We start from the raw sequence: 23,625 nt of genomic DNA on the forward strand, positions 1-23,625 counted from the left end.
AACTGATCATCGGCGCCATGATGCGCAAGCTGGTGCATGTAGCATTCGGCGTACTCAGGTCGGGCAAAATATTTGATCCGACCTTGCACGCTGCTTGACGGGGATAACAGTATCTACATGTAACCAGCATCGTAGGTCGGCTTGGCGCGCAGCGCGTAAGCCGACAAACTACATCAGAAGCAGTGTTCCAGCGCCGGGAAGCTGCCATCCTTGACGGCTTTGACGTAGCCGGTGACGGCGTCGTCGATGCTGGCGGCGCCTTCCATGAAGTTGCGCACGAAGCGCGCCTTGCGGCCTGGGAAGACGCCCAGCATGTCGTGCATGACGAGGACCTGGCCCGAGCAGTCGGGGCCTGCACCGATGCCGATCGTCGGTATCGTCAGCATGTCCGTCACTTCCTTGCCCAGCTGCGTAGGCATCGCCTCCATCAGCACGATGGCGGCGCCCGCGTGTTGCAGCACCAGCGCATCGTTCTTCAGTTCGGCTGCGCTTTCCGTGCTCTTGCCCTGTACTTTATAGCCGCCCAGCTGGTGCACGGATTGCGGCGTCAGGCCGATGTGGGCGCAGATGGGGATGCCGCGCTCGGTGAGGAAACGGACCGTTTCGGCCAGCCATGCGCCGCCTTCGATCTTGATCATGTGCGCGCCAGCCTGCATCAGGATGACGGCGTTGGCGTACGCCGTCTCGGGCGTGCCGTACGCGCCGAACGGCAGGTCGGACATGATCATGGCCGACTTGCTGCCGCGCGCGACGGACGCCGTGTGGTAGGCCAGTTCGGCCACGGTGACGGGCAGGGTGGAATTGTGGCCATTGCAGACCATGCCGAGCGAATCGCCGATCAGCAGGATCTCGACGCCGCAGCGGTCCATCAGGGACGCGAAGCTGGCGTCATAGCAGGTCAGCATGGTGATCTTTTCGCCGGCGGCGCGCAGCGCGGCCAGGGTATGGATGGTCACGGCCTTGTTGACGACAGGCTTGGCTGGCGCCGGCGCGGCGGCCTTGTCTTTGGCTGCCAGATCTGTTCCTTGCAAATAAGCGGACATAGGTATTCTCTAGAGTGAAAGGGGGTGATGCGATTGCGACGCCGCTAGTGTAGTACTTTATATGGCGGCGTGCAGGGGCGGCATTGTAGTGTATGTCCGGCGCCGTGGCTCAGAGCTTGCTGATGGCCTGGTCGGCGACGCTTGCCAGGAAGGCTTGCGCCGGCCCGAGCCCGGGCACGACGATGGCGGGCGCCAGGGCCAGGAGCGGCACCAGCACGAAGGCGCGCTCGGTGATGCGTGGATGTGGCACCGTCAGGGTGGCGCTGGCGATTTGCTCGTCGCCGTACAGCAGCAAGTCCAGGTCCAGGGTGCGCGGCGCGTTGCGGTAAGGCCGCTCGCGCCCGTGCGCCGCCTCGATGGCGTGCAGCGCCAGCAGCAGTTCCTCTGCCGGCAGGGTGGTCGTGATGCGCGCCACGGCGTTGATGTAGTCGTCGCCGCTCGAATCGATGGGCGCCGTGCGGTAGCTGGCCGAGGCGTCAACGAGGGATGCGCCAGGCAGGCGCGCCAGGCGCGCGATCGCATCCTGCACATTCGCGCGCGCGTCGCCCAGGTTGGCCCCGATGCCGATGTAGGCGGTGACCGTCATTCGCCGCTGGTGCTGCCGGTGGTCGAGCCGCCGCCCGTGCTGGTCTTGCTGCGCGTGCTGCGGCGTGGCGGGCGCTTCTTCTTGACGGCGCCCGGCGCGGCATTGGCGCTGACGAGCAGCGCTTCGCGCGTTTCCTCGTCGCCTTCATAGAAGGCCGTCCACCATTCGCCGATGTCCATGTCGATCTCGCCCGAGGCGCAGCGCAGCAGCAGGAAGTCGTAGCCGGCGCGGAAGCGCAGGTGCTCGAGCAGCTTGTACGGCGCCTTGCCGACGCGGCGCTCGAAGCGCGGCTGCATCGACCAGATGTCGCGCATGTCGGAACCGATCTTGCGCTGCAAGGCCAGTTTTTCCGTTTGCGAATCGAGCACGTCGTCGGCCGCCAGGTGCAGCGCGGGGATCGTCGACTCGCCGGCGGCGCGGTAGGCCGTCCATTTTTCCAGCACCTGGTGCCACAGCAGCGAGGCAAACAGGAAGCCTGGCGAGACGGTCTTGCCGGCGGCGATGCGCTGGTCCGTGGCGTCCAGCGCCAGGGTGACGAATTTCGCGCCCAGCGGCTGTTCCAGCACCACGTCGAGCAGCGGCAGCAGGCCGTGATGCAAGCCTTCCTTGCGCAGCTGCTGCAGGCAAGCCAGCGCGTGGCCGCTCATCAGGAGTTTGAGCATTTCGTCGAACACGCGCGGCGCGGGCACGTTGTTGATCAGCGGCGCCATGACGGGAATCGGCGCGGCCGTATACGGCTCGATGGTGAATTTCAGCTTGGCGGCGAAGCGCACGACGCGCAGCATGCGCACGGGATCTTCGCGGTAGCGTTCTTCCGGTTTGCCGATCATGCGCAAGGTCTTGGCGCGGATGTCTTCCACGCCGCCATGGTAGTCCAGCACTTCCTGCGTGGCCGGGTTGTAGTACATGGCGTTGATGGTGAAGTCGCGGCGCAGCGCGTCTTCGTGCTGCAGACCGAAGGTGTTGTCGCGCAGGACGCGGCCATGTTCATCCTTGGGCGCGGAGTCGGCACCGGCGCCGCGGAAGGTCGTCACTTCCAGCAGGTCCTGGCCGAACATCACGTGCACGATCTGGAAGCGCTTGCCGATGATGAAGGCGCGGCGGAACAAACGCTTGACCTGTTCCGGCGTGGCGTTGGTGGCGATGTCGAAGTCTTTCGGTTTGACTCCCAGCAGCAGGTCGCGCACGGCGCCGCCGACGACGAACGCTTCAAAGCCCGCTTCCTGCAGGCTGCTGGTGACGCGGATGGCATTCGACGACACCAGTTTCGGGTCGATTCCGTGTTGCGCGGGACCGAGCACGATGGGTGCCGTGGTGTCGCGCGCTGCCTCTTTTTTAACGCCGAGGATCTTGCGGATGAATTTTTTAATCATTGAATAAATGGAGTGATGGCCAGCCGTGGAGGGATGCGTGTGCGCTCAAAGCGGTGTTGGGATTGGTCGCGACCGGGTGGGTCACGACCGACATCAGCGGAATGTCGTTGTGCGAATCGCTGTAGAAATACGTGCGCTCGAAGTCGCCCATGGTCTTGCCCAGCTTTTCCAGCCAGGCATAGGTGTGGGTCAGCTTGCCCGCGCCCAGGGTGGGGGTGCCGTCAATCCGGCCCGTGAAATTACCTTCGCCGTCCAGTTCCGGCATGGCCGCGATCAGGTGCTCGACGCCCAGCGCATCGGCGATGGGTTTGGCGATGAAATGGTTGGTCGCGGTGACGATGGCCACCAGGTCGCCCGCATCGCGGTGCTGCTGCAGCAGCGCGAGTACCGATGGCAGGATGGCAGGCTTGATCACTTCGTCCATGTATTGCAGGTGCAGCTGGTCCAGCTGCTGGCGCGGAAATTTCGACAGCGTGCCGAGCACGAATTCCAGGTATTCGATGGCGTCGAGCGTGCCGGCTTTGTACTGTTCGTAAAAGTCGGCGTTACGGCTGGTATACGACGTGCCGTCGATCAGGCCGGTGCGTACCATGAAATTACCCCACTCATTGTCCGAGTCGATGGGCAGCAGGGTGTGGTCGAGGTCAAACAGGGCCAGATTCATCATTCTTTCGCTTCCGCCTGCAGCAACTCGCGCAACAATGGCAAGGTGATCGGGCGTTGGGTTTCAAGGGAGTAGAGATCGAGAGAGTCCAGCATCGTCGACAGCGAACGCATGTCGCGCCGGAAATGGGACAGCAGATAGGGTAACACGCCGGGCGACAAGGTCAAGCCGCGGGTGGCGGCCGCCTGGGTCAGGGCGGCGATTTTTTCATCGTCGGTCAAGCCGTGGATTTGATAGATCAGGCCCCAGCCCATGCGCGTGCGCAAGTCTTCGCGCACGGGCAGCACGGCGGGCGGCACGGCGCCGCTGCAGACCATGAATGCCTTGTTGGCGCGGATTTCATTGAACAGGGCAAAGGCATCGATCTGCGCCAGCGGCGACAGCTTTTCGCAGTCGTCGAGCAGGTACAGGTCGACGTCAGGCGAATACACGAATTCGGACTCGATCGAGAATGGCGAAATGTAGCGCGCGCGCTCGGTGCTGGCCAGGGCCTTGAGCAGGTGGCTCTTGCCGGCGGCCAGTTCGCCCCACAGGTAGGCAAAATGTTCGCGCGACGTGCGCGCGGCGAACTGGCGCATCAGCTGCGCCACTTCGGCATTTTGTCCCACCTCGAAGGTATCGAGGCTGTGCGCCTGGTCTGTGCCTAAATCGAGCACCAGTTGTTTCATGGCGTACGCCTTGTCCTGTTTTTCATTACTGCGTATGCGTCGTCGTCGCTGTGGTTAATTGGTTGTTAATTTGGCATTGCAATCGTATCGGGTGCCTGACAGAAGCGTAGCGAGCGGCAGCGATTTGTGGCCGAGAAGCGCAACCGTACTTTGGTACGGTGAGCATCGCCGGCCGCAAAGTGCGACGCGCAGCAGCTTATGTCAGTCACCTTGTCACGCATTATAGAAGGTGCTGGACAGGTAGTGGCGTCTTAGATGCTTAAAAGCGACCATCAGGACGGCAGAAGCGGGTAAAGCGAGCAAAACGCCGACGAAACCGAATAATTGTCCGAAAGCTAATAAAGCGAAGATCACGGCCAGCGGATTTAAACCGATGCGCTCGCCCACCAGGCGCGGCGTGAGGAAAAAGCCTTCGATGACCTGACCGCAGCCGTAGATGACGGCCACGGCGATGACGCCGCTCCAGTCGGCAAACTGCAGCAGGGCGGCGATCAGCGCCAGCATCAGGCCCAGGCCGAAGCCCAGGTAGGGGATGAACACCAGCAAGCCCGTGATGATGCCCACAGGCAATGCCACTTCAAAACCGGCGATGGCCAGTGCCACCGAGTAATACGTGGCCAGCACCAGCATGACGAGCAACTGGCCGCGCAGGTATTGCGCCAGCAGGGTGTCGACTTCCTGCGCCATGCCCACCGTGCGGCCGACCCAGCGGCGCGGCACGGCGCCGGCGATGCGCGCCAGCATCGGATGCCAGTCCAGCAACAAATAAAACAGCACCACGGGAATCAGCACCACGGTGGCCAGCCAGCCCAGCACGGCCGTGCCGCCGATGCGGGCCGAGGCGAGCACCGTGCTCCAGATTTCATCGCCGCTGGTGGCCATCTGCTGGCTCAGCATGCGCTTGATGCCCGTGCCGTCCAGGCGCACGCGGATGCCGAGGTCGCGCAGTTTCGGCGCCAGGAACTCGTTCGCCTTGCTGAGGAATTGCGGGATTTGCGCCTGCAGCAGCGGGATTTCCTTCTGCAACACGGGCACGACGATCAGCACGAGCGCCGTAATGGCGAGGAAAAACAACACTACGACGACCAGCACGGCCAGCGGACGGGGCACGTAAAAGCGCTTGTAATGGAGGCGCTGCAAGCGGTCGACGCCGGGATTGAGCACGTAGGCGAGGATGGCGGCGGCCAGGAAGGGCGTCAGGATGGGGCCGAGGCTGACGAGCAGCAGCAAAAATGCCAGCCAGACCGCGATCCAAAATGCTGTTTGCTTCTGTTCGGCGGTGATGGCGAATGGCATGTAGTTTGTACTGTTGCGTTAAAAAAAGGCAGTTAATTACGAAATAGCGGGGCAGTTTGATAAAATAGCGACTTGATCGACCGAATTCACCCGCTGGCGCCCTGCCGCACGATGTTGAAAAACATGCTTGCGCGCGCGTGCTGGCGGGTATCCGCCTTCTATTTTACCGCCTCCGCTGCCACCACACCATGAACCAGACTTCTAATGTTTCCCTTTCCTACCGTGACGCTGGCGTCGATATCGACGCAGGCGACGCTTTAGTCGAAGCAATCAAGCCGTTTGCCAAGCGCACCCTGCGCGAAGGCGTGATGGGCGGCCTGGGCGGTTTTGGCGCCATGTTTGAAATCAGCAAGAAGTACAAGGAACCGGTGCTGGTCTCCGGTACCGACGGCGTTGGCACCAAATTGCGCCTGGCGTTCGAACTGAACCGCCATGACACGGTCGGCATCGACCTGGTTGCCATGAGCGTCAACGATATCCTGGTGCAAGGCGCCGAGCCGCTGTTCTTCCTCGACTACTTCGCTTGCGGCAAGCTGGACGTGGCCATTGCCACCGACGTCATCAAGGGCATCGCCCAGGGTTGCGAACAGGCCGGTTGCGCGCTGATCGGCGGCGAAACGGCGGAAATGCCGAGCATGTACCCGGCCGGCGAATACGATCTGGCAGGTTTTGCCGTCGGCGCCGTGGAAAAATCGAAAATCATCGACGGCACCAAGATCGCCCCGGGCGACGTGGTGCTGGGCCTGGCCTCGTCGGGCGTGCACTCGAACGGTTACTCGCTGGTGCGCAAGATCATCGAAGTGGCGAAACCTGACCTGGAAGGCGACTTCCACGGTCGCAAGCTGGCCGACGTGCTGATGCAGCCGACGCGCATCTACGTCAAGCCGCTGCTGGCGCTGATGGATGCCATGGAAGTCAAGGGCATGGTGCACATCACCGGCGGCGGTCTGGTGGAAAACATCCCGCGCGTGCTGCAGCCTGGCCTGGTGGCCGAACTGGATTCGAAGGCATGGACCATGCCGCCGCTGTTCACGTGGCTGCAACAGCACGGCGGCGTGGCTGACGCCGAGATGCACCGCGTCTTCAACTGCGGCATCGGCATGACCGTCATCGTCTCGCAAGAGAACGCGGACGACGCCATCGCCCAGCTGCAAGCGGCCGGCGAAACCGTGTCGCGCATCGGCACCATCCGCGCGCGTAACGGCGACGAGCATCAGACAATTGTTATCTAAGCTGTAGCTTGAACAGGAAAGGCAGGCGCTCGCGAGAGGCCTGCCTTTTTTTATGCCTGGATGTCTACCGCGCGTGCGCCGTCTTCATGCGGCCATCCGGCTGCGAGCCGCCTTTTCCGATCATGGCCACGCTGACGGCCGAGACGAGGGAGGCGAACAGGATGTAGCCGACGATGTACCATGGCTCGCCATTGCCCGTTTTCAGCAGATAGGTGGCGATGATGGGCGTCAGGCCGCTGGCGAAGATGCCCGAGAACTGGTACACGAAGGAGATGCCCGTGTAGCGCACCTGGGCGTCGAACAGGTCGCAGAACAGGGCCGCTTCCGGGCCGTACACGGCCGAATACAGCACGCCCAGCGGGATGATCACGGAACACCACAGCAGCAGCGGATTGTCGGCGTGGTTGAGCATTATCCAGAAGGCGGGAATCGACGACACGCCCGTGATCAACGAGCCCCAGAAAAACACCTTGCTGCGGCCGATGCGGTCCGACAGGCGGCCGAAGAACGGGATGCAGAAGCACATCACGACGGCCGACGCCATCACGCCCATCAGCGCTTCCGTGCGGTCGATCTTGATGGTGTTGGTCAGATAGGTGATGGAAAACACGCCGAAGATATTGAAGAACACGCCGTCGATATAGCGCGCGCCCATGCCCTTCAAGACGTTGCCCGGATAGCGTTTCAGCAGGTCGAAGAATGGGATCTGCGTCTCCGCGTTCTTTTCCTTGACGGCCTGGAACTCGGGCGTTTCCATCACGTTCAAACGTATCCACATGCCGATGAAGACGAGGGCAGCCGACAGGATGAAAGCTATGCGCCAGCCCCAGGACAGGAACTGCGCATCGGTCAAGGTGTACGACAGGATCGCCACCACGCCGGAAGCGAGGCACAGGCCGATGGCCAGGCCGATCTGCGGCAGGCTGGCATAGAAACCGCGCTCTTTGGGGGGCGCATATTCATACGCCATCAGCACGGCGCCGCCCCATTCGCCACCGAGGCCGATACCTTGCAGCACGCGCAGGAACAGCAGCAGGCCCGGGGCCCAGTAGCCGATGTGGTCATACGTCGGCAGCACGCCGATCAGGAAGGTGGAGATGCCCATGATCATCAGGGTCATCACCAGCATGCTCTTGCGGCCGATCTTGTCGCCGAAGTGCCCGAAGATCACGCCCCCGATGGGGCGCGACAGAAAGCCCACGGCAAAGGTGCCGTAAGCCAGCATGGTCGAGACGAGCGGATCGCCGCCCGGGAAATACAGCTTGCTGAACACGATGCCGGCCACGACGCCGTATAAAAAGAAGTCATACCATTCGATGGTGGCGCCGATCACGCTGGCCATCACGACTTTCCGTAGCTCTTTGGCCTTTTTCGGATTGTTCGTATTGTTATCCATAATATCTAGTCTCCTATCGATATCGATTATGTGTTTGATGTTTGGCTTGTCGCCTTTACATGGGGCGGGGCCGTCTGCCTGCCGCTGGCATCCTCCTGGGTGAGGTGGAATGGGGAGCTGCTTAGGCAGCCTTGGGCAGCCGCACGGCATCCGCCAAAATCATGTCGGCCGCCTTTTCGGCGATCATGATGGTGGGTGCGTTCGTATTGCCCGAGACGATTTCCGGCATGATCGACGCGTCGACCACGCGCAGGTTCTGCATGCCGTGCACGCGCAGGCGCTCGTCGACGACGGCCATGGCGTCATGCCCCATCTTGCAGGTGCCGCTCGGGTGGTAGATCGACTGGCTGAAGCGCCGCGCCGCGTCCAGCAGTTCTTCATCGCTCTGGAACTGCGGGCCGGGCACGAACTCGGAAATGATGTGCGGCGCCAGCGACGGGGCGGCGGCGATTTTGCGCGCCACGCGCAGGGCGGCGATCGCCGTTTGCTGGTCGCGCGGGTCGGACAGATAATTCGGGTAGATACCCGGATAGGCGAGAGGATCGGCGGACTTGATCGACACGTGGCCGCGGCTGTGCGGGCGCAGCTGGCACACGGACGACGTGAACGCGGAAAACGGATGCGCGCCTTCGCCCGGCTTGTCGGCGCTCAGAGGCTGCATGTGGAACTGGATGTCGGGCCGTTCCACTTCGGGCGACGACTTGGTAAACACCGTCACCTGGCTGGCCGCCAGGGTCAGGGGCCCTGAGCGGGAAAACACATATTGCATGCCCACCCACAGCTTGCCCCACAGGCTGTTGACTTCATCGTTGAGGGTTTTCAGGCGCGTCTTGAAGACGAGGCGGATTTGCAGATGGTCTTGCAGGTTCTGTCCCACGCCGGGCAAATCGTGCACGAGCGGCACGCCCACTTCATCGAGCAGGGCGCGCGGTCCCACGCCCGAGCATTGCAGGATTTGCGGCGAACCGATGGCGCCCGCGCAGAGTATCACTTCGCCGCTGGCGCGCGCCTGGCGCAGCTGGCCATCCTGCTGATATTCGATGCCGACGGCGCGCTTGCCCTCGAACAGCACGCGCGTGATTTGCGCGCGCACTTCCACGCGCAGGTTGGCGCGCTTGCGGGCCGGCCGAAGGAAGGCTTTCGCCGAGCTCCAGCGCAAGCCCTTGCTGGCCGTCTGCTGGAAGTAGCCGACGCCTTCCTGCGTGGCGCCGTTGTAATCGGCATTGAAGGGGATGCCGCTTTCCGTGGCGCCGGCAATGAAATGTTCGGCGATGGGGCGGCGCAGCCGCAAGTCCGACACTTTTAACGGGCCGCCCACGCCGTGGTAATCGCTGGCGCCGCGTTCCTGGTCTTCCGATTTCTTGAAATAGGGCAGCACTTCGGCATAGCTCCAGCCTGTATTGCCGAGCTCGGCCCAGCGGTCGTAATCTTCCTTCTGGCCCCGCACGTACAGCAAGCCGTTGAGCGAGCTGGAGCCGCCCAGCACCTTGCCGCGCGGCCATTGCAGCTGGCGCCCGGCGATGCCGGCGTCCGCTTCCGTGCGGTAGCACCAGTCCAGCTTGGGATCGTGCATGGTCTTGAAATAGCCGACCGGCACGTGTATCCAGGGATTGTTGTCCTTGCCGCCCGCTTCCAGCAGCAATACCTGGTTGTTGCTGTCGTGCGACAGGCGGTTGGCCAGCACGCAGCCGGCGGAACCGGCGCCGACAACGATGTAATCGTAGTGTGTTTGCAACATTACTTTTGTCTCCTGCGTTGCGGTATCGCGCCGCCTCGGCGGGCATTTTTTGCGATACACTGGTCTTTATTGATTATTTTTGGAACGTCTTGTTCCATTTATAAAAGACGTGCGGCACCGGGACAAGCGGAAACAGCCACATACGCGAGAGGTGAAACAGAACATGCATGATGCGTTTCAAAAACGGCCGGGCGAGGCCGAAGAAGGGGGGCAAGTGGAGACCGGCACGACGGCGAGTCATGGCGACGAGGCGCGCGGTTTGCGCGTGCTGCGTCTGATCGAGCACCTGGCCAGCGCCAGCCAGCCATTGACCTTGTCGCAACTGGCCGCGCGCATGCAAGTGCCCAAGGCCAGCATGATGCGTTTGCTCGATACCCTGGAGCAGCATGGCTATGTGCTGCGCACGCCCGTGGGACGCGGCTATGTGCCCGGCGCCGCCTCGACCAACCTGGCGCTGGCCACCCTGCGCAACAATGCCCTGATCCGCGTGAGCCGCAGCATCCTGGGCAGCCTGGTGGCCGTCACGGGCGAGACGTGCAATCTGGCCATTCCCGAAGGCAATGCGATCGTCTACGTGGACCGCGTGGAAACGCAGGAACCGCTGCGCCTGCATCTGGTGCTGGGCAGCCGCGCACCCATGCATTGCACGGCGAGCGGAAAATTATTTCTTGCGCATATGAGTTTGCTGGAGCGGCGCGAGCTGCTGGCCATGCTGACCTTGGAAGCGCGCACGCCGAAAAGCATTACCGACCCGGCATTGCTGGAGCGCGAGATCGTGCGCATCGCCCGCCTGGGCATCGGCATCGACGACGAGGAATTCGTGCACGGCATGGTGGCCGTGGCCGTGCCTATCTGCGCGGCCGACGGACGCATCGTGGCGGCCGTGGCCTGCCACGCACCCGTGGCGCGCAAATCCGTGGAGCAACTGATGCAGCACGTGCCGCAGCTCAAGGAGGCGGCCGTGAAACTACGGCCGCTATTGCTGGCGGAAAACAGCTAGGGCTTGAGCACCTTCGCCACCTTGGCCGCGCGCAGGCGGAAGGCGTCGGGCATGCCCGAGCCCAGCAGCGGACGCAAGTACAGGCGGAAAGCATCGGTGACGTCCGTGCCGCTGGCGCTGATGAACTCGTCTTCCATGGTGCGCGTCTTGCCCGCAACCTCGGTGAGCGGCAGCAATTCATAATCGACGGAATAAAAGCCCGTGCGCTTGATGGCCACCGAACCGTCGCGGTCGCCCCACATGGCGAACTGCACCGCCTTTTCGCCCACTTCGCGGGCCTCGCGTTGATCTACATCAGAGACGCATCCGATGAAGGAGCGTTGCAGGTAGCCGAAGGTATCGCCGCGCACGCGCTTGATGCCAAGTTTCGCCTTGATTTCGTCGCACAGCAGGTCGGCCAGCGCGCCCGTGCCCGACAATTGCACATTGCCGTGCGCATCGCGCTCGACCTCATTGCCCACCTGTTTGGCCAGCAGGCTGGCGATCGGCTCGCCCGAGGCATCGTGGATGCCTTCCGAGACGGCGATCACGCAGCGGCCGTATTTTTCATAGGTCGCCTTCACGTCGGCAAGAAACTGTTCCAGCACGAAGACTCTCTCGGGCAGGTAGATCAGGTGCGGGCCATCGTCGGGGAACTTCTTGCCCAGCGCCGAGGCGGCCGTCAAAAAGCCCGCGTGGCGGCCCATCACGACACCCACATAGACGCCGGGCAAGGCCGCGTTGTCGAGGTTGGCGCCGGCGAACGCTTGCGCGACGAAGCGCGCGGCCGAGGGAAAGCCGGGCGTGTGGTCGCTGCCCACCAGGTCGTTGTCGATGGTTTTCGGGATGTGGATGCAGCGCAGCGGATAGCCGGCCTTGTGCGCTTCCTCGCTGACGATGCGCACCGTGTCGGACGAGTCGTTGCCGCCGATATAGAAGAAATGTTCGATCTCGTGCGCGCGCAGCACTTCGAAAATTTGCTGGCAGTAGGCGATGTCGGGCTTGTCGCGCGTGGAACCGAGGGCCGACGACGGCGTGGCGGCCACCAGTTCCAAGTTGTGGCTGGTTTCCTGCGTCAGGTCGACGAATTCTTCATTGACGATGCCGCGCACGCCGTGCAGCGCGCCATACACGCGCGTGACATGCTGAAAGCGCCGCGATTCGAGCACCACGCCCACCAGCGACTGGTTGATGACGGCGGTGGGACCGCCTCCCTGGGCAACAAGAATTTTTCCAGACGGCATGGGATTTCCTCGTAAGTGGAACGGCCCTCCAGCCTACTCCTTTTTTGCCGGAACGCTGTCTTTTCCGGTAGTTCTGTCGAGGAATTTTTCCACGTCATCCCAAGCCTTGGTGCGTTTTCATTCCGGCGCCCGGATATGCTCGACCAGCCCCGTGCTGCGGCGTCCAGGCGCCGGCGTCAGCCAGCTGACCAGGATGGCGGCGGCCAGGCCGGCCGGCACGCCGAAGATGCCGGCCGAGATGGGGGCGATATGGAACCATTGACCGCTCGCATTGCCGCCCAGCATGGTGCTCGTGTGCAGCATGTAGTACAGGCATATGCCAAAGCCTGTCAGCATGCCGGCCAGCGCGCCCTGGTAATTGGCGCGTTGCCAGAAGACGCCCAGCACCAGCGGCGGGAACAGGGTCGAGGCGGCCAGGGAAAAGGCCACGCCCACCAGCGACAAAATGTCCGCCGGCTTTTGCGAGGCCGCATAGGCGGCGATGAAGGCCACGGCCAGCAGCAGCAATTTTGAAATCGTCACACGCTTTTGCGTCGAGGCGCTGGGATCGACCACCTTGTAATAGATGTCGTGCGACAGGGCATTCGAGATGGCCAGCAGCAAGCCGTCGGCCGTCGACAGGGCGGCGGCCAGGCCGCCTGCCGCCACCAGGCCGGAAATCACGTAGGGCAGGCCGGCGATCTCGGGCGTGGCCAGCACCAGCACGTCGGCATCGATGGAAATTTCCGCCAGTTGCACGATGCCGTCGCGGTTGACGTCGACGATGCTGATCAGGGGACTGAGCTTGTCTACGTTGGCCCAGTACGACACCCACGTGGGCAGGTTCGCGTATTGCGTGCCCACGAGCGCCGAATAAATATCGTACTTGACCAGCACGGCCAGCGCGGGAATCGTGAGATAGATCAACAAGATGAAGAACAGGGTCCAGAACACGGACACGCGCGTTTCGTGCACGGAGGGCGTGGTGTACGATCGCATGAGGATATGCGGCAGGGCAGCCGTGCCCAGCATCATGCAAAACACGAGTGCCAGGAAATTATTGCGCTTGATGTCGGATTGCTCGCGGTTCGCGGCGGGGAACGGTTGCGCGTGCGGAATGATCGGTTCGGCGCGTTTCTGGTTCAGCGCCTGGGCCGCCTGCCACAGCACGCGCGCCTCGTCCGGACTTTTTGGATAGGCGATCAGGTAGCGCTCCGCATTGCGGATGTCGAACAGCGAGGTATTGCGCTGGCGCAAACTATCGAGCTGGCGCTGGGCCGTCAGGCGGCCTTGCTCCCAGGAGCCGGGCAAGCCGTCAATGCGCGCCTGGTAGCTTTGCGCGCGCTGGCGGAAGATGGCGCGCACTTCGTTTTCTTTCGGGTCCGCTTCCAGCACGTGTTCGCGCGCGCTCAGTTGCGTCAGCACCTTGCCGTAGGCGATCTGCGGCACGGGATTGTCCGCATGCTTGACCGACAGCCACATGGCGGGAATCAGAAAGGCGACGAGGATGATGATGTACTGCGCCACCTGCGTCCAGGTGATGGCGCGCATGCCGCCCAGAAAGGAGCACACGAGGATGCTGGCCAGGCCCAGGAAGATGCCGACGGAAAAATCCACGCCCGTGAAGCGCGAGGCGATCAGGCCGACGGCGTAGATCTGCGCCACCACATAGGTAAACGACACGATGATGGTGGCGGCCACGGCCACCACGCGCACGCTGGCGCCCCGCTTGTCGGTACCGCTGCCGTAGCGGGCGGCGAGGAAATCGGGAATCGTGTACTGGCTGAATTTGCGCAGGTAGGGCGCGATCAATAGCGCCACCAGGCAATAGCCGCCCGTCCAGCCCATGATGAAGGCCAGGCCGTCGAAGCCGTTCAGGTACAGGCCGCCGGCCAGGCTGATGAAGCTGGCCGCCGAAATCCAGTCGGCGGCAGTGGCCATGCCGTTGAACATGGCCGGCACGCGGCGCCCCGCCACATAGTATTCGGTGACGTTCGAGGTGCGGCTGATGACGCCGATGGTGGCGTACAGGGTGATGGTGACGAGCATGAACAGGTAGCCGATCCACGCGCGCGGCATGCCTTCCTGTTCCAGCACGGACAGGGCCAGCAGGAAGGCGGCGAAACCGGCCGTAAACAGCAGGTAGTAGCGGCTCAGCCGGGCAAAGAAGCTGCGCTGGCCGCTCATGCTTGCTCCTTGGCATGAAAGTCCCGGTCCAGGCGCCGCATGCGCCAGGCATAGCAGGCGATGATGGCCAGGTACACGAGCGAGGCGCCCTGGGCCGCCATATAGAAGGGCAGCGGCCAGCCGAACAGGTTCAGGTGCAACAGCTCGCGGGCATAAAACACGGTCAGGAAGCCCGTCAGCAGCCAGACCAGCAGCAGGATGGCCGTCAGGCGCCGCGTCTTGCGCCAGTGCATATCACGGCGCGCCTGCAGCTCGGGGCTGGGCGTACGCGCCGGCCGCGCCGGGGCAACGGGTGGGCTCGGCTTATCCATACGTGATGTCATCCTCTTCTGGCGCGTCCGGCAACAGCAGGGCGATGCTCAGGCGCAGCAGGGTGCCCGGCAGCTTTGGCGACTGCGCGCGCGGATTGTTAAAAATATCGACTTCGGCGCCGTGCTGCTGGGCAATTTCGCGCACGATGGCCAGGCCCAGGCCGCTACCGTCGACATTGCTGCCGAGAATGCGGTAAAAGCGTTCGAACACGTGCGCCCGCTCGGCCGGCGCAATGCCGGGGCCCGTATCTTCCACTTCCAGGATGGCCAGTTCCAGGGTGCTGCGCACGCGCACCGTGACGCTGCCACCGGACGGCGTGTAGCGCAGGGCGTTGTCGATCAGATTGCTCAGCAGCTCGCGCAGCATCATGGCATTGCCGGAAATCATGATCGAATACGCGGACTGTTCGAAGCCCAGGTCGATATGCTGGGCAAACGAGGCTTGCACCCAGTCCTGCACCACGCCGCGCGCCAGTTCGCTCAGTTCGATCGGTTCGAACGCCGTGCCCGCCTGCGGCTGGTTTTCCGCGCGCGCCAGGGCCAGCAGCTGGTTGACGAGGCGCGTGGCCGCTTCCGAACTTTTCGCCAACTGCAGCAGCGAGCGGTGAATCTCGTCGTGGTCGGTCTGGCGCAGGGCCAGCTCCGATTGCATGCGCATGCCGGCCAGCGGCGTTTTCATCTGGTGCGCGGCATCGGCGATGAAGCGTTTCTGCATGTCGATCGACAGCGACAGCCGCGAGAGCATCTCGTTGAGCGAACCGACCAGCGGCGTGATTTCCTCGGGTACCTGGCCCGATTCGATCGGCGATAAATCGTCGGGCGGCCGGGCGCGTATGCGCTCCTGCAATTGCGCCAGCGGCGACAGGCCGCGCGCCAGGGCAAACCAGACGAGGGCCAGGATCACGGGCAGGATGATGAACTGCGGCAAAATCACGCCCTTGATGATTTCATTGGCCAGCTGGGCGCGTTTTTCCAGCGTCTCGGCCACTTGCACCAGCGCGCGGCTTTGCTCATCGTCGTTGCTGGAAGGAATATCGAGATAGCTGAACGCCACGCGCACGGGCGTGCCGTGGATGGTGTCGTTGCGAAACAGCACCATGCCGCTGCGGTATTTGTCGGGGTCTTGCGGCGGCGGCAAATCGCGGTCGCCGGCCAAATATTCGCCGCGCGGGCCCGCCACCAGGTAATACAGGGTGTCGACATCGTCGCCGCGCAGCAAGTCGCGGCCGTTATTATTGCTGCTGTTCTTGTCCGGCGCACGGCGCAGCATGGCGCCATCGGCCTGCTTGACTTGCTGCATGAGTACCGTCACGCTGTCTTCCAGCGCATGGTCGAACGGCTGATTGGCGATGCCCTTGGCCACCAGATAGGTGATGGCGATGCTCATCGGCCACAGCAGCAGCAGGGGCGCCAGCATCCAGTCGAGGATTTCGCCGAACAGCGAATGCTCGATCGTGTCGTCCTGCTCCGTGGTGGGCGGCTCGAACCAGTCGTCGTCGTCCGGCTCGTCCGCTGGCGCCTCGCGCGCCTTCACTTGCTGGCGGGTCCGCTGGCCGGGCTTGCCGACTCGCCCGCTTCGGCGTTCAGGCGCGCCGCTTCCGAGTATTTTTCCAGGCAATAGCCGAGGCCGCGCACGGTGGCGATGCGCACGCCGCCCACTTCGATCTTCTTGCGCAGGCGGTGCACATACACTTCGATGGCGTTGTTCGACACTTCCTCGCCCCATTCGCACAGGTGGTCGACCAGCTGCTCTTTCGAGACGAGGCGGCCGGTGCGGCCCAGCAAGATTTCCAGCAAGCCCAATTCGCGCGCCGACAGATCGAGCATCTGGTCGTTGATGTAGGCGCTGCGCCCCACCTGGTCGTAGCTGAGGGGGCCGTGCTTGATGATGGTGGCGCCGCCGCCGGCGCCGCGGCGCGTCAGGGCGCGCACTCTTGCCTCCAGTTCCGACAAGGCGAACGGCTTGGCCATATAATCGTCGGCACCGAGGTCGAGGCCATTCACGCGTTGTTCGATGGAATCGGCGGCCGTCAGGATCAGCACCGGCAGCAGCGAGGCGCGCGCGCGCAGGCGGCGCAGCACTTCCAGGCCGGACATTTTCGGCAGGCCCAGGTCGAGGATCAGCAAGTCGAATTCCTGGGTGGACAGGGCCGTATCGGCCTCCTGGCCCGTCTTGACGTAGTCGATCGCATAACCGGACTGGCGCAGCGAGCGGGTCAGGCCATCGGCCAGCACGCTGTCATCTTCGGCAAGTAAAATACGCATGGTGCACTTCCTATGCTTTGCGGCGGTAGAAGCTTGTATTGTGTTTCATTTTCCGCAAGGTGGCGAATTTTTATGAAAATCCACGGTTGTATTGATCTGTTTCAAAACAAATCCACGTTCCGCTTGCATTGATCACTGTTTTTTTATACAGTACTGTCTGTGTAAAGAATTTAACCCACTGGCGCTATCGCAGGCTGCACGGTTCACGTAGATGCGTCACGTGAATCCGCAACTGTAGAACGGCTGAAAGAACATATGGACGATAAAAAAGCTGTAGTACCCGCATCGGAAAAAGCCAAGGCGCTCGCCGCCGCACTGGCGCAGATCGAGAAGCAGTTTGGCAAAGGTTCGGTCATGCGCATGGATGCCAGCGCACCGATCGAAGAAGTGCAAGTCGTGTCGACCGGTTCGCTCGGCCTCGATATCGCGCTGGGCGTGGGCGGCTTGCCGCGCGGCCGCGTGGTGGAAATCTACGGTCCGGAATCGTCGGGTAAAACCACCTTGACCCTGCAAACCATCGCCGAAATGCAAAAACTGGGCGGCACGTGCGCCTTTATCGATGCCGAGCACGCGCTGGACGTCGGCTACGCGCAAAAGCTGGGCGTGAACCTGCACGAATTGCTGATCTCGCAACCGGACACGGGCGAGCAGGCGCTGGAAATCTGCGACGCCCTCGTGCGTTCGGGCAGTGTCGACCTCGTCGTCATCGACTCCGTGGCCGCACTGACGCCACGCGCCGAGATCGAAGGCGACATGGGTGATTCCCTGCCAGGCCTGCAAGCGCGTCTGATGTCGCAAGCCCTGCGCAAGCTGACCGGTTCCATCAACCGCACCAATACCCTGGTCATCTTCATCAACCAGATCCGCATGAAGATCGGCGTGATGTTCGGCAGCCCGGAAACAACCACGGGCGGCAATGCGCTGAAATTCTACGCCTCCGTGCGTCTGGACATCCGCCGCACCGGCTCGATCAAGTCCGGCGATGAAGTGATCGGCAACGAAACCAAGGTCAAGGTCGTCAAGAACAAGATCGCGCCACCGTTCAAGGAAGCGCACTTCGACATCCTGTACGGCGCAGGCACCTCGCGCGAAGGCGAAATCCTGGACCTGGGCTCGGATGCCAAGATCGTGGAAAAATCCGGTTCGTGGTACAGCTACAACGGCGAACGCATCGGTCAGGGCAAGGACAACGCCCGCGCCTTCCTGCAAGAGCGTCCGGCGCTGGCCCGCGAAATCGAAAACAAGGTCCGCGCGTCGCTGGGCGTGCGCGAACTGCCGCCGCTGGCTGCTGAAAAGCCGGAAAAAGCGGACAAAGCCGCCGACAAGGCTGCCAAGGCTGCGGAAGCCAAGGCAGAGTAGGTCGGATTAGCGCGGCAAAGCCGCGCGTAATCCGACAACACCACAGACGCCAACAATGTTGTCGGATTACGGCCCAAGGGGCCTAATCCGACCTACGCATGGCTTGCCGCAAGGTGTGACCAAGATCGCCGTCCCGCGCTGTTGCGCCGGGCGGCGATTGTGTTTGGGTGATGTGATCGTGGAATGAAAGACAAGGTGGGTGTATGGCCGCAGTACAACTAAGTTTGAAGGGCAGGGCGCTACGCTTTTTGTCGATGCGGGAACATAGCCGCATGGAATTGCGGCGCAAGCTGCAGCGCCATGCGCAGGAGGGCGATGATGTGGAAGCCTTGCTCGACAGTCTGGAGCAGGCCAACTGGCTGTCGCAGGAGCGCTTTTCCGAGTCGCTGATCCACCGCCGCTCGGCCCGCTTCGGCAATAGCCGCATCATGGCCGAACTGCAAAGCCACGGCATAGGCGGCGAGGCGCTGCAGGAGCTCAAGGCGGGCCTGGCCGAGGGAGAAGTTGCACGCGCCTGCGAAGTATGGCGCCGCAAGTTTGGCGAGGTGGCGCAGGATGCCGAGCAGCGCAACAAACAGATGCGCTTCCTGATGCAGCGCGGCTTTTCCCAGCGCGCCGTGCAGGCGGCCTTGAAGGGGCTGGATCCCGAAGACGACTAGACGCGCGCCGGCGGCGCCCGGGCTGGTCGCGCGAACGCCCGGCCACAGGCTCTCGCCGTTGTGTTCCTTCTGCAACAGTTCCCACCTTGCCTGTTTGGCAAGGACCGGTCCGCCACGCTTGATGGCATATTTTTTGCCGGCGCACTCCGCTGTCATCGTCCTGTCAAGCTGGCGGCGTATTGTTGCGCTGCACGTGACCAGCGCCACCAGCGCTTGCCCATGCCGGACGGATGTGGCGGCTGGCGCAGGACGGGCGTGCAAGGGGGTATATCTATCATCACTGAACGTGATAATAGCGTCAATTTCCATGTGAATTCTTTATGCTTTGAAATGTTTTTATCGAAGCAATGAAAAATTATGTTGCGGCGCAACCGGCGCCCAGTGTGCTACACTTTTAGGGTTTTTGCGGCGCCGCAGGTGCGGTTGCTGTTCGTAGAAGCTGCGAACAGAGTGCTTTAGGCACATGGCTGCTTACTAAATTATGGCCGCGCAAGCGGCATCGGTCTTATGCCCCTGTCAACTCCCGTATCCCGGCGCGCCCTACGGCACTCCCGCGTTATCGACGTCCAAGCGTATGTGCGCGACGACGGCCTGTGGGATATTGACGCCCATATCACCGACATCAAAAGCTATGACGCGACCCTGGCCTCCGGCCCCCGTCCCGCCGGCGCCCCTCTGCATGACCTCCACTTACGCATTACCGTCGATCGCGAACTGACCATTGTCGAGGCCGAAGCTGCCTCCGATGCCGTGCCCTATCCCGGTTTTTGCGATACCATCGGCCCCGCTTACAGGGCGCTGATCGGTTTGAATTTATTGAAGAATTTCCGCCGCGACTTGAAACAGCGCCTGGCGGGAATCGCTGGCTGTACCCATTTGACCGAACTGGCGCAAGTCTTGCCGACTGCGACGGTTCAGGCATTTGCCGGCGATGTCTGGTCGACCCGTGACGGTGAGAATGCTGACTTGTCGCATGAAAAGCCGTTTCAACTCGACAAATGCCACGCCCTGCGCACCGATGGCGGGGCAGTTGCACAGTATTACCCGCGCTGGGTAGCCAAAGCGTGACCCCGGCGCTCTGTTTTTCCTGTTTTTTTTGCACCACTAACCGTATTTTTACAAATCAGTATCAGAAGGGAAGCCAGCATGAAAATCCATGAGTATCAAGCCAAAGAAATCCTCCGGCAGCACGGAGTGACGGTACCACGCGGTATTCCGTGCATGTCCGTCGAAGAAGCCGTCAAGGCTGCGGAAACCCTGGGCGGCCCGGTATGGGTTGTCAAGGCGCAGATCCACGCAGGTGGCCGCGGCAAGGGCGGCGGCGTGAAAGTGGCAAAATCGATCGAGCAGGTCAAGGAATACGCTGACCAGATCATGGGCATGCAGCTGATCACGCACCAGACCAGCGCCGAAGGCCAGAAAGTCAACCGCCTGCTGGTGGAAGAGGGCGCCGACATCAAACAAGAACTGTACGTTTCGCTGGTCACCGACCGCGTTACCCAGAAAATCGTCCTGATGGCTTCGTCCGAAGGCGGCATGGACATCGAAGAAGTGGCCGAGAGCCACCCAGAGAAGATCCATCACGTCACCATTGATCCAGGCACAGGCCTGACCGATGCCCAGGCAGACGACATCGCCGCCAAAATCGGCGTGCCTGCCGGTTCCATCGCCGACGCTCGCGTCAACCTGCAAGGCCTGTACAAAGCGTACTGGGAAACCGATTGCTCGCTGGCCGAGATCAACCCGCTGATCGTCACCGGCAGCGGCAAAGTCATCGCCCTGGACGCCAAGTTCAACTTTGACCCGAACGCCCTGTTCCGTCATCCGGAAATCGTCGCCCTGCGCGACCTGGACGAAGAAGATCCAGCTGAAATCGAAGCGTCGAAATTCGACCTGGCCTACATTTCGCTCGACGGCAACATCGGTTGCCTGGTGAACGGCGCCGGTCTGGCCATGGCTACCATGGACACCATCAAGCTGTTCGGCGGCGAGCCAGCCAACTTCCTGGACGTCGGCGGCGGCGCCACGGCAGAAAAAGTCACCGAAGCGTTCAAGATCATGCTGAAAAACCCAGGCCTGAAAGCCATCCTGGTGAACATTTTTGGCGGCATCATGCGTTGCGACGTGATCGCTGAAGGCGTGATCGCCGCAGTGAAAGCCGTCTCGCTGAACGTGCCGCTGGTCGTGCGCATGAAGGGCACCAACGAAGACCTGGGCAAAAAGATGCTGGCCGATTCCGGTCTGCCTATCATCGCAGCCGACACCATGGAAGATGCAGCCAAGAGCGTCGTTGCCGCTGCTGCCGGTCAAGCTTAATTAAGGAATCAACATGTCCATTCTGATCAATAAAGATACCAAAGTCGTTACCCAAGGGATCACCGGCAAGACCGGCCAGTTCCACACCCGCGGTTGCCGCGACTACGCGAACGGCAAAGCTGCCTTCGTGGCAGGCGTGAACCCGAAGAAAGCAGGCGAAGATTTCGAAGGCATTCCTATTTTCGCTAACGTGACCGAAGCGAAAAAAGAAACCGGCGCCAACGTTTCCGTCATCTACGTACCGCCAGCAGGCGCGGCAGCGGCGATCTGGGAAGCTGTCGAAGCTGAAATGGATCTGGCCATTTGCATCACCGAAGGCATTCCTGTCCGTGACATGATGGCCCTGAAAGACCGCATGGCTAAAGCCAACAGCAAAACCTTGCTGCTGGGCCCTAACTGCCCAGGCTTGATCACGCCAGACGAAATCAAGATCGGCATCATGCCAGGCCACATCCACAAGAAAGGCCGTATCGGCGTGGTGTCCCGTTCGGGCACCCTGACCTATGAAGCAGTGGGTCAATTGACCGCACTGGGCCTGGGCCAATCGTCGGCAGTCGGCATCGGCGGCGACCCGATCAACGGTCTGAAGCACATCGACATCATGAAGATGTTCAATGACGATCCAGATACCGACGCGGTCATCATGATCGGCGAAATCGGTGGTCCGGACGAAGCCAACGCGGCTTATTGGATCAAAGACAACATGAAAAAACCGGTCGTTGGCTTCATCGCTGGCGTAACCGCTCCTCCAGGCAAGCGCATGGGCCACGCCGGCGCGCTGATCTCGGGCGGTGCCGATACGGCACAAGCCAAGCTGGAAATTATGGAAGCTTGCGGCATCACCGTGACCAAAAACCCGTCGGAAATGGCGCGTCTGCTGAAAGCCATGCTGTAATTTTCAGCCTGGTTCATGCAGTACAAAAAAGGAGCTTCGGCTCCTTTTTTTGTCCGCAAGACAGGCCCATTCCCGGCCTGGGCGGACGGCGCTGGTCCGAACCCGCCCAAATGTGTCGCTTTTCTTTCCATGCGTACCGGCGCTGCCCGGGCGCGCCGCTGGCATGGCGCTTGCACCATGCATGGGGTGAGCAATGCACAATGGGAGAATACGATGCGTGCGCAAAGCGGTTTTACCCTGATAGAACTGATGATCGTGGTGGCCATCGCCAGCATCCTGGCGGCCGTGGCCATTCCCCAGTACGGCGACTATACGATGCGGGCCAAGGTCAGCAATGTGCTGGCGGCCGCTGCGCCGCTGAAGACTGCCGTGGCCCTGTGCGTGCAGGAAAATGGCGGCGAGGCGGCCGCCTGCAGCACGCCTACCCCGGCCGTGCCCAGCGCCATCCCCGTGTTCAGCGCCACGCGCGAAGTGGCCAGCGCCAAGGTCGACAAGGGCGATATCGAGCTGACCCTCGCGGGCGACCTGGGCAGCGGCTTGGGCGGCCAGACGGTGAACATGGAGTTGCAGCTCGGCACCAGCAGCCTAAGCTGGTTCAACAGCACCAGCGTGACGAATGCGGCGGCCAAGGAAGCGATTACCCGCACGAATATTCCCAAGGTGGTGGCGACGCAGTAAGCGGCGCCTGCCGCGCCGGTATCAGACGATTTTTTGCCGGTCCGCGATCAGCGCTTCATAGGTGAGGTTTTGCAGCAGGGTGTAGTGGGTCGGTTCCAGGTCGATGAATTGCACGCCGTACGTATAGATTTCCGCTACCTCGGCGGCGTGGCCATTCGACGGCTTGCCCACGCTGACGTTCTGGATGCGGGCGCGCGTGTTGACGCGCATTTGATGCTTGTTCGGCTGCACCAGCAGGGTAAAACTCAGTGCCACGCCTTCGTCATCGGGCGTGAGCATGCTGGGGGCCTCGATCAGCGCGCCCGAGACGCTGAGGTTGACGATGAACACGGGCACGGCCGCCACGTCGCGGTAGCTCAGCTGCGCCGGAATGTCCACCTTGACGCGCATGGCCGTGCGCAGGCTGGTGCCCTGGATGGCGTCGGGAAAGCTCAGATGGACATAGTTGAGCGGGCGGCCGAAGATGCGCAGCACGCTGCAGGAAAACGAACAGACGGTGACGCCGGAAAACACGCGGATGGTCAGCTTGTCGCCCTCGTTGAGGACAATCGACGCGCCGTTTTCCATGGGAATCTTGACGATCAGGTACTCGTCTTTCACATAGCCGATGACGGTCGAGAAATGCTGGCTGGGTTTGATGGTGCGGTGCGTGATGAACTGGATGCGTCCCCCCACTTGCAGATTCATGGCCTCGAATTCGAAGTCCTGGAGCTTGCTTTCCGCGGCGGGTCTGTTGCTTGTCATGCGATGCTCATCT

22 protein-coding genes are annotated in these 23,625 nt (G+C 62.1%); 8 read left to right on the top strand and 14 right to left on the bottom strand.

What is annotated here, in order from left to right:
- Positions 1-173: 173 nt before the first annotated feature.
- The 6 genes from panB to ACQ4WO_RS00030 all read right to left on the bottom strand — a co-directional run bounded on the left by panB (position 174) and on the right by ACQ4WO_RS00030 (position 5,630).
- Positions 174-1,043 (bottom strand): 3-methyl-2-oxobutanoate hydroxymethyltransferase, encoded by an 870-nt coding sequence (panB, locus tag ACQ4WO_RS00005; protein ID WP_436479728.1) that lies wholly within the window; start codon positions 1,041-1,043, stop codon positions 174-176.
- 109 nt (positions 1,044-1,152) lie between these two features.
- Positions 1,153-1,629, bottom strand: a complete 477-nt coding sequence (folK, locus tag ACQ4WO_RS00010) for a 2-amino-4-hydroxy-6-hydroxymethyldihydropteridine diphosphokinase (protein ID WP_436479729.1) — start codon at positions 1,627-1,629, stop codon at positions 1,153-1,155.
- Positions 1,626-3,002 carry a polynucleotide adenylyltransferase PcnB gene (gene pcnB / locus ACQ4WO_RS00015; protein WP_436479730.1) on the bottom strand — a complete coding sequence of 459 codons (1,377 nt, stop codon included), beginning with the start codon at positions 3,000-3,002 and terminating at the stop codon, positions 1,626-1,628. Before pcnB ends, folK begins: the two co-directional genes overlap by 4 nt.
- Positions 2,995-3,666: a histidinol-phosphatase gene (locus ACQ4WO_RS00020; RefSeq protein ID WP_436480621.1), complete on the bottom strand. Its 672-nt coding sequence runs from the start codon at positions 3,664-3,666 to the stop codon at positions 2,995-2,997. The genes pcnB and ACQ4WO_RS00020 overlap by 8 nt, the downstream gene beginning before the upstream one ends.
- Positions 3,666-4,334, bottom strand: a complete 669-nt coding sequence (gene hda, locus ACQ4WO_RS00025; protein ID WP_034746045.1) for a DnaA regulatory inactivator Hda — start codon at positions 4,332-4,334, stop codon at positions 3,666-3,668. The genes ACQ4WO_RS00020 and hda overlap by 1 nt, the downstream gene beginning before the upstream one ends.
- 213 nt (positions 4,335-4,547) lie before the next feature.
- A complete protein-coding gene (locus tag ACQ4WO_RS00030; protein WP_035822543.1) occupies positions 4,548-5,630 on the bottom strand; it encodes an AI-2E family transporter in 1,083 nt (360 codons plus the stop codon).
- A 188-nt stretch (positions 5,631-5,818) separates the two neighbouring features.
- Here ACQ4WO_RS00030 and purM point away from each other — a divergent pair, with 188 nt between their 5' ends.
- On the top strand, positions 5,819-6,862 hold the full coding sequence (purM, locus tag ACQ4WO_RS00035) for a phosphoribosylformylglycinamidine cyclo-ligase (RefSeq protein ID WP_436479731.1): 1,044 nt from the start codon (positions 5,819-5,821) through the stop codon (positions 6,860-6,862).
- 64 nt (positions 6,863-6,926) lie between these two features.
- Here purM and ACQ4WO_RS00040 read toward each other — a convergent pair whose 3' ends face one another.
- Both ACQ4WO_RS00040 and ACQ4WO_RS00045 read right to left on the bottom strand, forming a co-directional pair.
- Positions 6,927-8,258, bottom strand: coding sequence for an MFS transporter (locus ACQ4WO_RS00040; RefSeq protein WP_436479732.1), 1,332 nt, complete (start codon positions 8,256-8,258; stop codon positions 6,927-6,929).
- 121 nt (positions 8,259-8,379) lie between these two features.
- Positions 8,380-9,996, bottom strand: coding sequence for a GMC family oxidoreductase (locus tag ACQ4WO_RS00045; protein WP_436479733.1), 1,617 nt, complete (start codon positions 9,994-9,996; stop codon positions 8,380-8,382).
- Between the two features lie 163 nt (positions 9,997-10,159).
- Here ACQ4WO_RS00045 and ACQ4WO_RS00050 point away from each other — a divergent pair, with 163 nt between their 5' ends.
- Positions 10,160-10,996, top strand: coding sequence for an IclR family transcriptional regulator (locus tag ACQ4WO_RS00050; protein WP_436479734.1), 837 nt, complete (start codon positions 10,160-10,162; stop codon positions 10,994-10,996).
- On the opposite strand, the gene ACQ4WO_RS00055 is transcribed toward ACQ4WO_RS00050, so the two are convergent.
- The 5 genes from ACQ4WO_RS00055 to ACQ4WO_RS00075 all read right to left on the bottom strand — a co-directional run bounded on the left by ACQ4WO_RS00055 (position 10,993) and on the right by ACQ4WO_RS00075 (position 16,961).
- Positions 10,993-12,219, bottom strand: a complete 1,227-nt coding sequence (locus ACQ4WO_RS00055) for a 6-phosphofructokinase (protein WP_436479735.1) — start codon at positions 12,217-12,219, stop codon at positions 10,993-10,995. The two genes, ACQ4WO_RS00050 and ACQ4WO_RS00055, sit on opposite strands and share 4 nt — an antisense overlap.
- A 117-nt stretch (positions 12,220-12,336) precedes the next feature.
- Positions 12,337-14,385 (bottom strand): sodium:solute symporter family protein, encoded by a 2,049-nt coding sequence (locus tag ACQ4WO_RS00060; RefSeq protein WP_436479736.1) that lies wholly within the window; start codon positions 14,383-14,385, stop codon positions 12,337-12,339.
- Positions 14,382-14,696, bottom strand: coding sequence for a DUF4212 domain-containing protein (locus ACQ4WO_RS00065; protein ID WP_436479737.1), 315 nt, complete (start codon positions 14,694-14,696; stop codon positions 14,382-14,384). Before ACQ4WO_RS00065 ends, ACQ4WO_RS00060 begins: the two co-directional genes overlap by 4 nt.
- A complete protein-coding gene (locus tag ACQ4WO_RS00070; protein WP_436479738.1) occupies positions 14,689-16,230 on the bottom strand; it encodes a sensor histidine kinase in 1,542 nt (513 codons plus the stop codon). Before ACQ4WO_RS00070 ends, ACQ4WO_RS00065 begins: the two co-directional genes overlap by 8 nt.
- Complete coding sequence (locus tag ACQ4WO_RS00075) at positions 16,227-16,961, bottom strand: response regulator (protein WP_034746066.1); 735 nt, start codon at positions 16,959-16,961, stop codon at positions 16,227-16,229. The genes ACQ4WO_RS00070 and ACQ4WO_RS00075 overlap by 4 nt, the downstream gene beginning before the upstream one ends.
- A gap of 255 nt (positions 16,962-17,216) precedes the next feature.
- Here ACQ4WO_RS00075 and recA point away from each other — a divergent pair, with 255 nt between their 5' ends.
- From recA to ACQ4WO_RS00105, 6 genes are all read left to right on the top strand, one after another.
- Positions 17,217-18,320 carry a recombinase RecA gene (recA, locus tag ACQ4WO_RS00080; protein ID WP_076565922.1) on the top strand — a complete coding sequence of 368 codons (1,104 nt, stop codon included), beginning with the start codon at positions 17,217-17,219 and terminating at the stop codon, positions 18,318-18,320.
- Positions 18,321-18,523: 203 nt separating this feature from the next.
- On the top strand, positions 18,524-18,979 hold the full coding sequence (gene recX / locus ACQ4WO_RS00085; RefSeq protein WP_139090627.1) for a recombination regulator RecX: 456 nt from the start codon (positions 18,524-18,526) through the stop codon (positions 18,977-18,979).
- 507 nt (positions 18,980-19,486) lie between these two features.
- A complete protein-coding gene (locus ACQ4WO_RS00090) occupies positions 19,487-20,047 on the top strand; it encodes a DUF2889 domain-containing protein (protein ID WP_436479739.1) in 561 nt (186 codons plus the stop codon).
- Between the two features lie 78 nt (positions 20,048-20,125).
- Positions 20,126-21,295, top strand: a complete 1,170-nt coding sequence (gene sucC / locus ACQ4WO_RS00095; protein WP_034746081.1) for an ADP-forming succinate--CoA ligase subunit beta — start codon at positions 20,126-20,128, stop codon at positions 21,293-21,295.
- 13 nt (positions 21,296-21,308) lie between these two features.
- On the top strand, positions 21,309-22,190 hold the full coding sequence (gene sucD / locus ACQ4WO_RS00100; protein WP_034746085.1) for a succinate--CoA ligase subunit alpha: 882 nt from the start codon (positions 21,309-21,311) through the stop codon (positions 22,188-22,190).
- A 213-nt stretch (positions 22,191-22,403) separates the two neighbouring features.
- Positions 22,404-22,868: a pilin gene (locus ACQ4WO_RS00105; protein WP_436479740.1), complete on the top strand. Its 465-nt coding sequence runs from the start codon at positions 22,404-22,406 to the stop codon at positions 22,866-22,868.
- A gap of 21 nt (positions 22,869-22,889) precedes the next feature.
- Here ACQ4WO_RS00105 and ACQ4WO_RS00110 read toward each other — a convergent pair whose 3' ends face one another.
- On the bottom strand, positions 22,890-23,612 hold the full coding sequence (locus tag ACQ4WO_RS00110) for a flagellar brake protein (protein WP_436479741.1): 723 nt from the start codon (positions 23,610-23,612) through the stop codon (positions 22,890-22,892).
- Positions 23,613-23,625 lie beyond the last annotated feature (13 nt).

This window comes from Janthinobacterium aestuarii, assembly GCF_051380835.1.
GTDB lineage: Bacteria > Pseudomonadota > Gammaproteobacteria > Burkholderiales > Burkholderiaceae_D > Janthinobacterium > Janthinobacterium aestuarii.